Source organism: Convivina praedatoris, assembly GCF_933208495.1.
GTDB classification, from domain to species: Bacteria; Bacillota; Bacilli; order Lactobacillales; family Lactobacillaceae; genus Convivina; species Convivina praedatoris.
Genome location: NZ_CAKOET010000001.1, coordinates 315,984 through 330,070 on the forward strand (window position 1 = coordinate 315,984; position 14,087 = coordinate 330,070).

The window sequence follows — 14,087 nt, forward strand, 5'->3', positions numbered from 1 at the left end:
TTATGGCTGTTAAAAGTTATATTGATGCCATTCGTGAGGGCTTGGATTTAGCTTTGGAAAAAGATCCAGATACCTTAATTTTTGGTGAAGATGTTGGTCAAAACGGTGGTGTTTTCCGTGCTACCGATGGTTTACAGGCTAAATATGGCGAAGATCGAGTTTTCAACACGCCTTTGGCTGAATCTGGCATTGGTGGTTTAGCTATTGGTTTAACTACCCAAAATTACCGGCCCATTATGGAAATTCAGTTCTTTGGTTTTATCTTTGAAGTAATGGATTCAATTGCCGGTCAAATGTCACGTAATCGTTTCCGTTTCAACAATACGCGCCATATGCCAATCGTTGTCCGCTCTCCTTATGGTGGTGGGACTAAGACACCAGAAATGCACGCTGATAACTTGGAAGGAATCGTTGCCCAAGTACCTGGTATTCGCGTAGTGATGCCAGCTAATCCAGCCGATGCCAAGGGATTGTTGCTAAGTTCGATTGAATCTAATGACCCCGTTATCTTCTTGGAAAACTTGCACTTGTATCGTTCTTTAAAGGGTGAAGTGCCAGAAGGTTATTACACGACACCTTTGGATACCGCTGCAGTTGCCCGTGAAGGGAAGGATGTATCAATTATTGCCTATGGTGGTACAGTACCTTTGGCCTTAAAGGCTGCTGATACTTTGGCTGAACAAGGGATTGATGCTGAAGTCTTGGATTTGCGGACTGTTTCACCTTTGGATATTGAAGCCATTGGTAAAACGGTACAAAAGACCGGTCGAGTGGTTGTTGCCCAAGAAGCGCAACGCTTAGCTGGTGTTGGCAGCAAGGTAATGGCAGAAATTTCAGAGCGCTTTATCTTGAGTTTGGCAGCCCCAATTGGTTTTGTTGCCGCACCAGATTCAATTTATCCTTTCCCTCAAGCAGAAGGGGACTGGATGGTCAAGGCTGATGACATCGTGGCTAAGGCTGTGGAGGTAGTGAATTATGACTGAGATTTTTAAAATGCCCGATATCGGTGAAGGTATGGCCGAGGGTGAGATTTCGCATTGGCTCGTAAAAGTTGGTGATACGATTAAGGCTGATGATGAAGTCGCTGAAGTGCAAAATGATAAGATGGTGCAAGATATTTTATCGCCTTATTCTGGTACTATTACTAAGCTTTATGTACCGGATGGTACAACGGTAGCAGTTGGTGATCCTTTGATTGAATTTGATGGCGATGGCTCTGGTAGTGCTGATAGTCAAAGTGTTGCGCCAGTAGCTAGTCCCACTCCGGCTGCCCCTGCTCAACCAGCTCCCACAGCTACGCCAGCAGCACCAGTTGCTACAAGTAACGGTGCCAGTGTCGCCAGCAATGGCAATATTTTAGCTATGCCGATGGTACGTCAGTTTGCTAAGGTAAATAATATTGATTTGACCCAAGTGCCAGCTACCGGTCGCCATGGACACATCACCTTGCAAGATGTACGTAACTTTACGGCTAATGGGTCTGTTGCTCCAGCTACGCCAGCTGTTGAAGCCCTAGCTACTCCAGTCGCACCGGCTGCGCCAAGTGTGCCAGCACCACAAGCAATCGCGCCTACTGAAGGAGATCGGACTGAACCAATGTCTGGTATCCGGAAGGCCATTGCCAAAGCCATGACGAACCAGAACTTGACAATTCCATCAGTTACTAATTTTGATCAAGTGGAAGTTTCTGATTTGGTAGCTCACCGTCAACACTTTAAGGAAGTTGCTAAGAAACAAGATATTCACTTGACTTACTTGGCTTACGCCGTTAAAGCTTTGGCTGCCATGGCTAAGAAATTCCCTGAATTTAATGCTAGCCTAGATATGCAAAAAGAAACGGTAGTTTATCATCAAGCCGTTAACGTCGGTGTAGCTGTCAATGCACCAAGTGGTTTGTTTGTGCCAGTTATTCATGATGCTGATCGTAAGTCAATTTTGACGATTGCTCAAGAAATTGAGGATTTGGCTCAAGCTGTTCGGGAAGGAACAATTAAGCCTAATCAAATGCACGGTGCTACCATTACAATCTCTAACCTTGGTTCTGCTCGTGGTTCTTGGTTTACGCCAATCATTAATGCCAATGAAGTTGCGATTTTGGGATTGGGTACTATCAGTACTGAACCAGTCGTTAACGCAGCTGGTGCCGTGGTAGCCGGACAAAACATGAAGTTGTCTTTGACCTACGATCACCGTTTGATTGACGGTATGTTGGGTCAAGGTGGTATGAATTACCTAAAGCAGCTACTTGGTGATCCTGAATACATGTTGATGGAGGTATAAGATGGTTGTTGGTGCACAAGCAACAGAGGTTGATACAGTTGTGATTGGTTCGGGCCCTGGTGGTTATGTAGCCGCTATTCGTGCTGCTGAATTGGGTCAAAAAGTAACCTTGATTGAACGCGATAAAATCGGCGGTGTTTGCTTAAATATTGGTTGTATTCCCTCTAAAGCCTTGATTAATGTTGGTCATCATGTTCGTGAAAGTCGGGCTAGCAATCCCTTTGGTTTAACCATGGGGGAGAGTACCCTTGACTGGGAAAAGACCCAAGATTGGAAACAAAACGGTGTTGTTAATCATTTGACCGGTGGAGTAGCCAGCCTTTTGAAAAAGCATAAGGTTGATGTCATTGAGGGTGATGCTAGTTTTGTTGATAATGAAACGGTGAATGTTGTCCAAGAAGACGGCCATCAGCTGTTACAGTTTAACAATGTAATTATTGCCACTGGTTCACATCCCTTTGTGATTCCTACCATGCCACTTTCTAAGCGAATCGTTGATTCTACCGGTGCTTTGTCCTTACCCGAGATTCCTAAGAAATTAGTGATTATTGGTGGTGGAGTTATCGGCTTTGAATTGGGTGGTGCCTATGCCAATATGGGTAGTCAAGTGACCGTCATTGAGGGAACTGACCACATTTTAAATGGTTTCGATCAGGAAATGGTTGCACCCGTTTTGGCCGACTTTAAGGCCCACGGTGGTGAGGTTATTACCAATGCCTCCGCTAAACAAGCTAGCCAAACTGATGATGATGTGACCTTGGAATATGAAGTTGATGGTAAGACCCAAACCGTGACGGGGGATTATCTCCTAGTTGCTGTTGGTCGCCGGCCAAATACTGATCAATTAGGCTTGAATAATACTGATATTAAGCTTACTGATCGTGGCTTAATTGAAGTTGATGATCAATTGAAGACCAGTGTAGCCCATGTGTATGCTATTGGGGATATTACGCCTGGTCCACAGTTAGCCCATAAGGCTAGTTTCCAGGCTAAAATTGCGGCTGCCGCAATTGCTGGTCAGTCCGATGCGCATGATTTGCACTATGCTTTGCCAGCTGTTGCCTATACTCAATATGAATTGGCGACTGTTGGTGAAACTCCTGATAGTGTTAAAGCAAATAATCTAGATGTCAACATTGTTAAGTTCCCCTTGGCTGCTAACGGACGGGCTTTATCCATGGACGCGACTACTGGGTTTATCCGCTTGATTCAAGATAAGCAAACTAAGGCTTTGATTGGGGGACAAATTGTTGGAGCCAATGCTTCGGATTTGATTTCAGAATTGTCCTTGGCGATTGAAAACGGCTTAACTACTGAAGATATTGCCTTGACGATTCATCCTCATCCAACTTTGGGTGAAGCGATTATGGATGCTGCTGAATTGGCTGATGGTGTGCCAATTCACGTTTAAGAGGTTGACGTGTCTTACTTTTTAACCAGTGACCAAGTTAAAATTAATTATCAAATTAGTGGTGCCTATGACGGACAGTCCCTAGTTTTTAGCACTGGTTTTGGGGCTAATCAGGCCAATTGGCAATTACAGGTTGATTATTTTACAACCGCTGGGTACCGGGTGATTACCTATGACCATCGTAACCAGGGATTGAGTCAGGTTGCTTTGGAAGATTTAACGATTAAACGGCAAGGCCAGGACTTAAAAGAATTAATTGACTACTGTCATTTAATCAATCCGGTGTTGATTGGTCATTCCCTCGGGGCTAGTACCGTCTGGTCCTATTTATCCCAGTTTGGTCAAGAAAATATAAGTGCCGTGGTGACTGAGGATTTACCACCCAAATGCATACGTTCGTTGGATTGGCCTATTGGTCTCTTTGATGCTAATCAGGAAGATTTGGCTGTTGCGATTGAAAAATTGCGACATCAGTCCTTAACTTATCGGCCGCTACCCCATGAATTGCAGGTTTTTCTGGCCCAAAAGGCCACGCCCTTTAATTGGATGGCTAACGTACCTTTATTATTGGATAGTTTGCCTCAGGATTGGAGGCCAGTTGCTCAACAGGAAGAATTACCGCATTTAGTCGTTACAGGTCAGTATTCGCCCCTCTGGCCAGCTGACCAAGGTCAGTTAACCGTGGCTTTATTGACAAAAGGGGTGTTAGCTATGATTTCAGAGACTGGACATGTACCTCATCTGGAAAATCCAGTTGATTTTAATACTAGTCTAGCTAACTTTTTACAAAAATATTTATAATAGAAACTACCAAGTCATTTGGTAGTTTTTTTATTCCTAAAAGCTTGCAGGGGTAGCTGAAGTTCGGTATAATTTTTGCGAACATTTGTTCTCTTTGGAAAGGATTCTAATGAAATTTATTCATGCCGGGGATGTCCATTTAGGCAATCCCTTTGTTGGTTTAGATAGTAATATGCCGGCTGATTTTCAACAATTAATCCGTTCGGCGACCTTAACTGCCTTTCAAAAACTGATTCAGGTTGCGCTAACTGAACAGGTAGATTTTGTTTTGTTCCCTGGGGATCTTTATCATGGACAACGTAACAGTCCAATCGTTCAAGATCAGTTACGGACGGCTTTTTTGCAATTACAAGCAGCCCAAATTCCAGTTTATTTGAGTTTTGGAAATCATGATTTTCAGGCTGATCAGCAACCACATTTAGCTTGGCCGGATAATGTTCATGTGTTCCCGCAAGCTGTTACTACTTATTCTTTACTAACCAAAGCGGGTCTTAAAATTGGGCTAACTGGTTTTTCCTATCAGGATCAACGCCAAACCACGTCAATTATGGCCGACTTTTCCCTAAAAGATAATAGCTATGACTATCAGATTGGCCTTTATCATGGTAGTTTGGGGAGTGCTGGGAGCAACTATGCGGCTTTTAAATTAAGTGATTTATTAGCTAAAAATTATGACTATTGGGCGTTAGGCCATATTCATGTTCGTCAAGTTCTGCATGAACATCCCTATGTGGCTTATTCCGGTAATCTGCAAGGTTTAAATGCTAAAGAAACTGGCCCGAAAGGCTTTTATCTGGTAGAAACTAAAAATAATCAATTAATTCCCGAGTTTAAAGCAGTTGCCCCGGTTATATGGCAAGAATTAACAGTTGGGCAGTTAACTGAGATTGATGATTTATTGAACCAATTGAACACGCTACAACCAGATCAGCCGACCTTGCTAACAATTCGCCTGCCAGGGCCATTACCAGCGTTATTACAGGAGGCATTTAATTCTGGCCTGCTACTCGATAAAGCTCGTCAAGCAGTCAGCCAAAAGCTTTGGCTGGTTAAAATTATCCTTAATTTACCCAATGTGATGCCGCGGGGGGATGTCAATATTGATGACCGTGTTTGGCAAAAGGCCCTAAACCAAGTCTTACAGCCAGATAACATTAACAGTTTACTTGGGATTGATTTGCCAGTGGCCTTACGGGAATTCTTTTTGAGTCCGGCTGGTCAAGCCACTTTAAAGCAAGCCATGCAGGCCCGATTATTCGAGGAGAATCATCATGAAAATTGAAGCCTTAGCAATTCAAGGTTTTGGAAAATGGTCCCAATTTAGTTTGAATAACCTGAAAAATTGGCAGGTTATTGCTGGCCCAAATGAAGCCGGAAAGTCGACCTTGAACGCCTTTATTTTAGGGGTGTTATTTGGTTTTCCCAGTAAGGCCAAGGGTCGTAATCTTTATGAACCAGTCGATGGTAGCCGTTATGGCGGTAGTTTAACTGTTAGTATTGCTAAGCAACATTATAAAATTACCCGCTTAGATCGAACTAGTTCTCAACTAACCGTGGAAAATTTGGATAATCATAGTCAAATTGAAAATCCAAGTGCTTGGTTAGAAAATCAGCTGGGAAAGATGTCAGTATCAGAGTACCAGGCGATTTATAGTTTTGATTTACTGGCCCTAGAGAAAATTAAAAAATTATCAGCTCAGGATTTAGAACGTCTACTCCTAAATTTAGGCACTGGACAAGGGGAGGGGTGGTTTCAATATGCACAACAATTGGACCGCCAAGCTAATCAAAAATATACTGTCAGCACCACCGGTCGACGCCCTATTAATCGGGCTTTAAATGCTTATCAGCAAGATGAACAAGCCCTCCAAAGTCTGGCTGGGCAGGTGGCTGATTTTGTCAATCAAGAACAACAAATTCAACAAAAAAAAGACCAGTTACAAGCACAAAGATTAGACTTACAAAAGCAAGAAGAAGGGCTTAATCAACTGAGTCAAGCTCAAAAGCAGTATGGCCTTTACCAGGAAGCTCAACAAATTCAACAAAAGCATTTACAAGTCACTGTTAAGCCAATCGACCAGCAGGATTATCAGCAGGCACAAAAATTATCGCTAGAAATTGAAGCCTTGCAGACTAGTATTAATCAGTTAAATCAAGAACAAAGTCAAGCCTCTGCCCCCCCAACCTTAAGTGCAACTGAGGCTCAGCAAGTCTATCAGATGGCAGATACTGTTCAGCGCATTAGCTATTTGAAGCTTAGTTTGTCAGAAACTAAGGCGGAACTCGCTCAAATCCAAGCTAAATTTGAGGGGTGGATTCCAACACCACTGCAAGCCCATGAACGCAGTCTTTTAATTGACTACAATAAAATGCTGGGCATCACCTTGGGACTAAATGGTGCGATAATTCTTGGCCTAATTTTACATTTTCCCATCTGGCTGATGGTTTTGTTAGTAGCGGGTGCTATCTGGCAAGACTATCGTTGTTTTAACCGATACCAGCAACGACAGCAATTATTAGCTCGATACCAACCTTTGCTACCGGCAGCCATTTTGGCTGAGCAAGATCAATTACAAAATGCCCAACGACAACAAGCACAAATATTGACTCAAACCAGCGAGTTAGGCCAATTACAGAACGAGTTAAGGCCAACTATTGAAAGTCTATTAGCTAAAGTAGGTATCATTACTTATCAGGAGGAATTGCCAGTCCTTTATCAAAGGCTAAAAGAGCAAGCTCATTTAACGCAAGACATTCTTCAAGGTCATTTGTCAGATATGGCCAGTCAACAGCTAACCTTGTTAACTAATTACCAAGAACGTTTAGCAGCCTTAAATCAGGAAATAGCGGCTATTTTCAGTCGTTATCAAGTTGCCAATATGGCTAATTTAATGCAGGGGTTGGCTCAGTATCAAAACTACCAGCGCTATCAACAGCGTTATCAAGATATTCAAGGGCAAATTGATCAGGAGCAGCTGCAGGTTATTTTGCATAATATTAAAGATGAAAACAGCTTAAATAACCAGTTGCAAAGGGGGCAAGCCGAGGTTAAAAACCTAACTGCAGCAGTTCAACAGGGACAAAAAGAATTAGCTCAATTAGAGGCAAATTATCAAGCTGGCGTGACTAGTGATCAGTACTTGGCGCTGCAACAAAATTTGGCTAGTCAGCAAAGTGAGTTAACTGAAGGCTTAATCGACTATTTAAGTCAAAAACTAAGTAGTCAGTGGATTGAACAAGTTCTAACTGAAAATTCAGCCCATCGATTTCCGCGGATGCAGGCCATCGCGCAAGAGTATTTTAGTCAAATGACTTTAGATGCCTACCAACAGATTTCTTTTACTAGCGGTGAATTATTGGTGATTAACGCGACTGGTCAGCGTTTACCAATCTATCAACTATCAATGGGAACTAAGGAACAGCTATATTTAGCCTTACGGTTAGCAATGGTTAAAGTTTTGGAGGATGTAGTTGATCTACCAATTTTAATTGATGATGCCTTAGTTAACTTTGACCCACAACGGCGACAACAGATGTTATCATTGTTACAAAAGTTGGCCCAGACGCATCAAATCATTTATTGGACGAGTCAGTCTGATGGAGATGTGCTAAATAGTCTAACTTTAGGTTAAACAGAGGAGTAATATCATGACAAGCTTATTAACTCAGTATCAGGATAATGATGTCGTTGACAATTTTGCCTTAATTACGAGTGCAGAAGTCCGGCTAACTAAAACTGGGAAAAATTATATTAGTTTAACTTTCAGTGATCGATCTGGTGACTTACCAGGAAATTTATGGGATGCGAGCCAGGAACAGATTAATGAATTTATTCAAGGAAAAATTGTCAAACTCCAAGGAGTACGGGGGGCCTTTAAAAGTCAGCCCCAAGTACAAATTACTAGTTTGCGCCTGACTCAGGCGGGGGAACCGAATAATCCAGCTGATTTCATGGCCCATGCTCCAGTGAAGACCGCTGATCTAGATGCCCAGTTAAATGATTATTTACTAATGATTAGTCAACCAACATGGAATCGGCTGGTAAGGCGATTATTTAAGCAATATCATGATCAGTTTTTACAATTTCCAGCGGCTAAAAAAAACCACCATGCTTTTAATGGTGGTTTGGCCTTTCATTCATTATCAATTGCCCAGTTAGCTAAAAGTGTTAGTCAGCAATATCCTCAATTGAATGCGGACCTCTTACTAGCAGGGGCACTCTTACATGATTTGGGGAAAGTTATTGAATTGAGTGGTCCGATTGCCACAGAATACACTTTGGCCGGCGACTTAATCGGCCACATTACTTTAATTGATGAACAAATCGTATTAGCGGCTAATGAATTACACTTTGATTTAAACAGTGAAGAGATGATTTTGCTCCGACATGTTGTCTTAGCTCACCACGGTTTGTTAGAATACGGTTCCCCGGTGCGTCCAATGGTTATGGAAGCTCAGGTGTTGAATCAATTGGATAATTTAGATGCTAGCATGCAGATGATGACTGGGGCCATAGAAAAAACTGCTCCAGGTAGCTTTTCTACTCGAATTTTTGGTTTAGATAATCGACGCTTTTATAAAACCGAATCGGAATCCTAAAAAAACACGTAACTATAATTAGTTACGTGTTTTTTATTGACTTATTTAGAGCTACTTGAGTTAGCAGTTACGCCAGAAGTCATGTAACCACTCAAAGCGTTCTTCAAATCAGTATCCTTAACTGATACGTCATCCTTACGAAGGATTGAACCGATAATCTTTTGGATTTCAGTTTGATTCTTAGAATCGTTGAGGAAGTCAGTAGCAATCTTATCCTTCAACTTCTTTTCAACCTTGCTTTGGGCTGGCTTATCACTAACCTTGTCAATTTTGATGACATGGTAGTTGCCACTAGTACCCTTGACTGGTGAGTCAGAAATAGCTCCAACCCCACTCATGTTAAAGGCTGCTTTACGGATTTCACTATCCACACTAGTGTTAGTGGAATCAAAAGCAGGTAACTGACCAGTGGCGCTAGCATTCTTGTTTTCACTTGAATACTTCTTATATACTGATGCCCAACTATCACCAGCGTTGATATCATCGATAGCTGCCTGAGCATCATCTTGATTCTTAGCAGTAATTAATGAAATCGTAGTTTCTGGTTGGTAGTTACTATAAGCCTCGTCAAGTTGCTTTTGACTAATCTTATAGTTGGCTTTAACGGCATAAGTCATAATCATCTTATTACGGATTGACTCTTTGAATTGTTCTTCGGTCATGTTGTTTTGAGCCAACACTTCCTTAAACTGTGAACCGTATTGCGCTTTTTGGGTATCAAAGGCCTTATCGGAGTCTGACTTGGAAACATCCTTGCCATATTCCTTGTTCAAGACCTTGTTAATCACCATATTTGCAAATTCTTGCTGTCCAGCAGCTGATTTTTTGACATCATCGTAATATTCCTTTTCGGTAATTTTACCGGCGGTTGATGTCATGACTGTCTTGGATGAATTAAAGAATAGGTAAACCAATCCGCCTAAGAAAATGACGATTAGCAAACCCCAAACGATTTTGCGACGCATAATAAATCCCTTCTAATTCGAAATAGATACAGACAACATTCTAGCACATTTAGCGGTTATTCGTGCCATATTTTGCCAGCTCTTGTTCAAGATGCTCGGAGGTGGCTTGGATACGATCTAAATGTGGTTTGTTTTTAAAATTCATTCGTTTGACGCCGTTGTTTAAGTCTCGCAGCTTTTTTTCTTGAATATTTAATTGTGTCTGTAATTTATTGACTTGGTCTGAAAGACGCTGACTTTGTTGCTGGATGGTTTTGACATCCTGCCAAAGGGCTTTCAAGTTATCCAAAAATTTCATTTATACTTCCTTTATATTGGTAGCAATTTGTTGGGCAATCGCCTGATAGCGCTCAGGGGTAAAATCAGCACTGTGATCAATCGCAGGGGCCAGTTGGCTATTAAGATTGTCATCGTCAAATCGAGGAATTAAATGCCAGTGAGAGTGAATTACTGTTTGACCAGCTGATGGGCCGTTGTTAGATTGAATGTTAATGCCCGTAATTTTAGAGTTGCTGGCTTTAATGGCGCGGGCTAACTTCGGTAATTTCAACAAAACTTTTTCAGCAATTTGTTCATCATAGTCAAAAATATCATTCACATGGGCTTTAGGTACCAAAAGGGTATGCCCGGGGGTCACCTGTGAAATATCCAAAAAGGCGAGTACATCATCATCCTCATAAACTTTATAGCACGGAATTTCGCCTTTAATAATTAGATCAAAAATATCATCTGCCATTTTGCATTCTCCTTTGATAAAGTCACTAACATTCATTATAACAAATGCGAAGGCGACTGTTATAATAATAGCCATGGGACTAAAAATTGATAATTTATCCGGCGGCTATGCTGGTAATAACGTGTTAAAAAATGTCACCTTTGAGGTGCCAAACGGTAAAATTGTAGCCTTAATTGGTTTAAACGGTGCTGGAAAATCGACAACGATTAATCATGTCATCGGGCAACGACCTCCTTATGCTGGCTCGATTCTGTTAAATGATATTGATATTAGTCAGGATCCAACGGCTTTTAAACAGCAAATTGCCTATATTCCAGAGCAACCAATTTTATACGATGAGCTAACCTTAGAAGAGCATCTGCACTTCATGTTAGCCAGTCATAATATAGATGATGAGCAGCACTGGCAACGGGTTTTGGTCTTGCTAGCTAAATTTCGTTTGGATAATAAATTACACTGGCTACCGATTCATTTTTCAAAGGGAATGCGACAAAAAGTCATGATTGTAGCGGCCTTTATGTTAAATGCGCCTCTGCTGGTAGTTGATGAGCCTTTTTTGGGTCTTGACACTTTAGCGCAAAAAGATGTGGTCCGATTAATGGAAGAACAAGCTCGTCAGGGTAATGGTGTACTCTTAACGACCCACTTGCTTGGATCGGCAGCTAATTACGTTGATACCTTTGTTGTTCTAAAGGACGGACAGGTTGATTTTATTGGTTCACCTGAGGCACTAGCCCAAAAACATAATCTTAGCTTAGCTAATTTAGATGACTTTTTTGACTTAAGTCAGGAAGGACAAAACAATGGTCCTAACTAAGTTATTTTGGCAACGTTTTGCCACTGCGCAACAGCGAAATATTAAATATCTACGACTTTTATTTAATGAACATTTTGTTTTATTTTTGTTAATTGCCTTTGGCGGGGTGGTGTTAGGTTACCACAGTTTATTAATGGTGCCGGCTAGCAGTGATATCTGGCAAAATCCTTGGTGGAAATTTGCTATCTTAGCCTGGTTAACTATAGGCCTGCAATTAGGACATCTGGTAACCTATTTTCGTCCGGCTGATCGGTTATTTTTGCTAGGGCAGGATCATTTTTTAATGAGTCGCTATTTAAAGCAAGCCCTAGGAGTATCAGCTAGTTTTGCCAGTGTTTGGCAGATAATCTTTTTTGCCAGTGTTTGGCCAATTTTAATCGCTGTTGGTTTCCGCCAAATTTTTAGTTTGCTGCTAGTTTTACTATTTACTGTGATGTATAAGATTTTTTTACTAGTGGTCGAGCGGTACCAGCTTTTGACGACCGCTAAGCCGCTGATTAATGACATCACATTAAAAATCTTGATACCAATTATCATTTTAGCCAGCCTGTTCTGGCTTCCGCTATTTGTTGGTTTAGGGATTATGCTAGTGGCTTTATTCTTAGAATGGATTATTGGTAGAAAGTTAAATGCCCAGGCCAATCAAGTTAGCGCTGCTCTGGCTTGGCCATTAGCGATTCAGCAGGCCCAAACCCACGAGCAAGCAGTTTTACACTTTTATGCTTTATTTGCTGAAGTGCCTCAACAAGCTAAAAGTATTAAACGACGGGCTTACCTTGATCCTTTGATTGCTTGGCTGACACCTAGGCGGGGCGGTATCCAAAGGCTTTATTTAACGCAACTGATTCGTAATAATGAAATTCTACCCTTAATATTACGATTATGGTTAGTGGCAATCATTATTTTAATTAATGTTCACTCGGCACCAACTTGGCTTATTGCTGTGATTGCCGCGATGACGGTCTATTTAGTTAATTTTCAAATTTATCCACTTTTCTTACAAACTCGCCAAGTGTTGTGGACGCAGCTAGTACCGATTACGCTTGCGAATCAAGAAAAAGTTTTTAATCGCTTACTATTTGGCTTTAGCTTAGTTAGTATCGTGATTATTGTAGCGGCCACCGTAACGACTTGGTCAGCTTTGCGGGCTGGTATTACTGGAGCTGGCCTAATGACGATTTTTTGTTACTATTTTTATATACCACGGCTCTTGAAGAAAGGGCAATAACTGGAGGAAATCATGCATTTACGTTCAAAACCTTGGGCCGCTCCTTGGCTGGCTGAGCATACTGATTTAGTCATTCCCCAAGATCAAGCAACGCAATTACGGGGACACTGGTCTCAACAATTTGATCAAGATCAACCAATTCATGTCGAGATTGGCTCGGGAAAAGGGCAGTTCATTATGGCAATGGCCTTATCTCATCCAGACATTAATTATATCGGAATGGAGATTCAAGAAACTGCGGTAGCGATTGCGGCGCGTAAAAGCTTTGATCGTCTTGGTAAATTACCTAACTTGCGGTATTTGTTCGGGAACGGCAATGGAGTCGAAACCTATTTTGAACCGGGAGAAATTCAAAAGATTTATTTGAACTTTTCTGATCCCTGGCCCAAGACGCGTCATGAATCACGTCGATTAACTTATAAAAGTTTCTTAAAATCCTACGAAGCGGTGTTACCAAGTGGTGGAGAAGTTGAATTTAAAACGGATAATCGCCATCTTTTTGAATATTCGATTGTAAGTTTTATGGACTATGGCATGCGTTGGCAGCCAGAGGATTTTACTTTGGATTTACATGCTGATGAAGACAAGGTGGCCGGTAATATTCAAACTGAATATGAAGAAAAATTCCTAGCTTTAGGACAACCGATTTATAAAATTAAAGCTCATTTTTAAAGTAAAAAGCTTACGACTTAGTCGTAAGCTTTTTTTATTATTCTTGTGCACTACCAATTTGATAGAGAACCTGGTCTAAATTCAGATCTTTAATTAACTGATTGCTGATAGTTTCACGTTGGATTGAATTTTTATTAATACTACTGATGCTTTTAACAATCAATGTTTCAAAGTTACCACGTAAACTAGAGGCAACACTGACATCAATTTGATAATTTCGGGCTTTAGCATTTTCAGCCGAGGTAACAATCCCGTAAGGACCATAAAGAGCTTCCTTGAGCTTATCATAATCATGAGGGCCAAGGTCCGGCTGATTGCTCTTTAATAAGGTGTCAGCGTCTTTTTTTAGTTCAGCTAAGCTTTTATCTTGGTGGGTATTAAAAAGCTTTAAATCGGATAATATGGCCTTTACTTGTTTTTTACTGCTTTGAACGTGCTGGTAGTCCTTTTGTGAAAGAGAAACGCCAGCATATTTAGGTTCTTGGTTAAAGAGAAATAAAGCAACCAGTAAACCAGCAATAACAACTGCAAGGGCGATGAAGGCTTTGCGCATAAAATAATCTCCCGTAGTTTGTAGA

General features: G+C 41.2%; 14 protein-coding genes. 10 read left to right on the forward strand and 4 right to left on the reverse strand.

Features of this window, described 5'->3' with window-relative positions:
- Positions 1–2: 2 nt before the first annotated feature.
- The 7 genes from M4974_RS01490 to M4974_RS01520 all read left to right on the forward strand — a co-directional run bounded on the left by M4974_RS01490 (position 3) and on the right by M4974_RS01520 (position 9,091).
- Positions 3–983 (forward strand): alpha-ketoacid dehydrogenase subunit beta, encoded by a 981-nt coding sequence (locus tag M4974_RS01490; RefSeq protein WP_248705507.1) that lies wholly within the window; start codon positions 3–5, stop codon positions 981–983.
- Positions 976–2,280: a dihydrolipoamide acetyltransferase family protein gene (locus M4974_RS01495; RefSeq protein ID WP_248705506.1), complete on the forward strand. Its 1,305-nt coding sequence runs from the start codon at positions 976–978 to the stop codon at positions 2,278–2,280. The genes M4974_RS01490 and M4974_RS01495 overlap by 8 nt, the downstream gene beginning before the upstream one ends.
- Before the next feature lies 1 nt (position 2,281).
- A complete protein-coding gene (lpdA, locus tag M4974_RS01500) occupies positions 2,282–3,691 on the forward strand; it encodes a dihydrolipoyl dehydrogenase (protein WP_248705505.1) in 1,410 nt (469 codons plus the stop codon).
- Positions 3,692–3,700: 9 nt separating this feature from the next.
- Positions 3,701–4,492 (forward strand): alpha/beta fold hydrolase, encoded by a 792-nt coding sequence (locus M4974_RS01505; RefSeq protein ID WP_248705504.1) that lies wholly within the window; start codon positions 3,701–3,703, stop codon positions 4,490–4,492.
- Positions 4,493–4,601: 109 nt separating this feature from the next.
- A complete protein-coding gene (locus tag M4974_RS01510) occupies positions 4,602–5,774 on the forward strand; it encodes a metallophosphoesterase family protein (RefSeq protein ID WP_248705503.1) in 1,173 nt (390 codons plus the stop codon).
- Complete coding sequence (locus tag M4974_RS01515) at positions 5,764–8,124, forward strand: ATP-binding protein (RefSeq protein ID WP_248715719.1); 2,361 nt, start codon at positions 5,764–5,766, stop codon at positions 8,122–8,124. Before M4974_RS01510 ends, M4974_RS01515 begins: the two co-directional genes overlap by 11 nt.
- A gap of 16 nt (positions 8,125–8,140) precedes the next feature.
- Entirely contained in the window at positions 8,141–9,091 is a 951-nt protein-coding gene (locus tag M4974_RS01520; RefSeq protein WP_248705501.1) for a 3'-5' exoribonuclease YhaM family protein, read from the forward strand.
- 41 nt (positions 9,092–9,132) lie between these two features.
- Here M4974_RS01520 and M4974_RS01525 read toward each other — a convergent pair whose 3' ends face one another.
- Genes M4974_RS01525 through M4974_RS01535 form a run of 3 tightly spaced genes read right to left on the reverse strand, consistent with a single transcriptional unit; the run spans position 9,133 to position 10,792 of the window.
- Positions 9,133–10,056, reverse strand: a complete 924-nt coding sequence (locus M4974_RS01525; RefSeq protein WP_248705500.1) for a peptidylprolyl isomerase — start codon at positions 10,054–10,056, stop codon at positions 9,133–9,135.
- 49 nt (positions 10,057–10,105) lie between these two features.
- Positions 10,106–10,354, reverse strand: a complete 249-nt coding sequence (locus tag M4974_RS01530) for a hypothetical protein (protein WP_248705499.1) — start codon at positions 10,352–10,354, stop codon at positions 10,106–10,108.
- The gene (locus M4974_RS01535; RefSeq protein WP_248705498.1) at positions 10,355–10,792 is read right to left on the reverse strand and encodes an HIT family protein; all 438 of its coding nucleotides are present in this window, start codon (positions 10,790–10,792) and stop codon (positions 10,355–10,357) included. It lies immediately after the preceding gene.
- Between the two features lie 73 nt (positions 10,793–10,865).
- Between M4974_RS01535 and M4974_RS01540 the strand changes: the two genes are divergently transcribed.
- Genes M4974_RS01540 through trmB form a run of 3 tightly spaced genes read left to right on the forward strand, consistent with a single transcriptional unit; the run spans position 10,866 to position 13,509 of the window.
- Positions 10,866–11,609, forward strand: a complete 744-nt coding sequence (locus M4974_RS01540; RefSeq protein ID WP_248705497.1) for an ABC transporter ATP-binding protein — start codon at positions 10,866–10,868, stop codon at positions 11,607–11,609.
- The gene (locus M4974_RS01545; RefSeq protein WP_248705496.1) at positions 11,596–12,837 is read left to right on the forward strand and encodes an ABC transporter permease; all 1,242 of its coding nucleotides are present in this window, start codon (positions 11,596–11,598) and stop codon (positions 12,835–12,837) included. The genes M4974_RS01540 and M4974_RS01545 overlap by 14 nt, the downstream gene beginning before the upstream one ends.
- 12 nt (positions 12,838–12,849) lie before the next feature.
- Entirely contained in the window at positions 12,850–13,509 is a 660-nt protein-coding gene (gene trmB / locus M4974_RS01550) for a tRNA (guanosine(46)-N7)-methyltransferase TrmB (protein WP_248705495.1), read from the forward strand.
- A gap of 37 nt (positions 13,510–13,546) precedes the next feature.
- On the opposite strand, the gene M4974_RS01555 is transcribed toward trmB, so the two are convergent.
- Positions 13,547–14,062, reverse strand: a complete 516-nt coding sequence (locus tag M4974_RS01555; RefSeq protein ID WP_248705494.1) for a molecular chaperone — start codon at positions 14,060–14,062, stop codon at positions 13,547–13,549.
- Positions 14,063–14,087: the final 25 nt, after the last annotated feature.

Excerpts from the sequence above, each read along its gene's own strand:
- lpdA (WP_248705505.1), top strand. The coding sequence starts at position 2,282 with ATGGTTGTTGGTGCACAAGCAACAGAGGTTGATACAGTTGTGATTGGT.
- M4974_RS01535 (WP_248705498.1), bottom strand. The coding sequence starts at position 10,792 with ATGGCAGATGATATTTTTGATCTAATTATTAAAGGCGAAATTCCGTGC.
- M4974_RS01520 (WP_248705501.1), top strand. The coding sequence starts at position 8,141 with ATGACAAGCTTATTAACTCAGTATCAGGATAATGATGTCGTTGACAAT.
- M4974_RS01555 (WP_248705494.1), bottom strand. The coding sequence starts at position 14,062 with ATGCGCAAAGCCTTCATCGCCCTTGCAGTTGTTATTGCTGGTTTACTG.
- M4974_RS01495 (WP_248705506.1), top strand. The coding sequence starts at position 976 with ATGACTGAGATTTTTAAAATGCCCGATATCGGTGAAGGTATGGCCGAG.
- M4974_RS01525 (WP_248705500.1), bottom strand. The coding sequence starts at position 10,056 with ATGCGTCGCAAAATCGTTTGGGGTTTGCTAATCGTCATTTTCTTAGGC.
- M4974_RS01490 (WP_248705507.1), top strand. The coding sequence starts at position 3 with ATGGCTGTTAAAAGTTATATTGATGCCATTCGTGAGGGCTTGGATTTA.
- trmB (WP_248705495.1), top strand. The coding sequence starts at position 12,850 with ATGCATTTACGTTCAAAACCTTGGGCCGCTCCTTGGCTGGCTGAGCAT.
- M4974_RS01530 (WP_248705499.1), bottom strand. The coding sequence starts at position 10,354 with ATGAAATTTTTGGATAACTTGAAAGCCCTTTGGCAGGATGTCAAAACC.
- M4974_RS01540 (WP_248705497.1), top strand. The coding sequence starts at position 10,866 with ATGGGACTAAAAATTGATAATTTATCCGGCGGCTATGCTGGTAATAAC.
- M4974_RS01510 (WP_248705503.1), top strand. The coding sequence starts at position 4,602 with ATGAAATTTATTCATGCCGGGGATGTCCATTTAGGCAATCCCTTTGTT.
- M4974_RS01545 (WP_248705496.1), top strand. The coding sequence starts at position 11,596 with ATGGTCCTAACTAAGTTATTTTGGCAACGTTTTGCCACTGCGCAACAG.
- M4974_RS01515 (WP_248715719.1), top strand. The coding sequence starts at position 5,764 with ATGAAAATTGAAGCCTTAGCAATTCAAGGTTTTGGAAAATGGTCCCAA.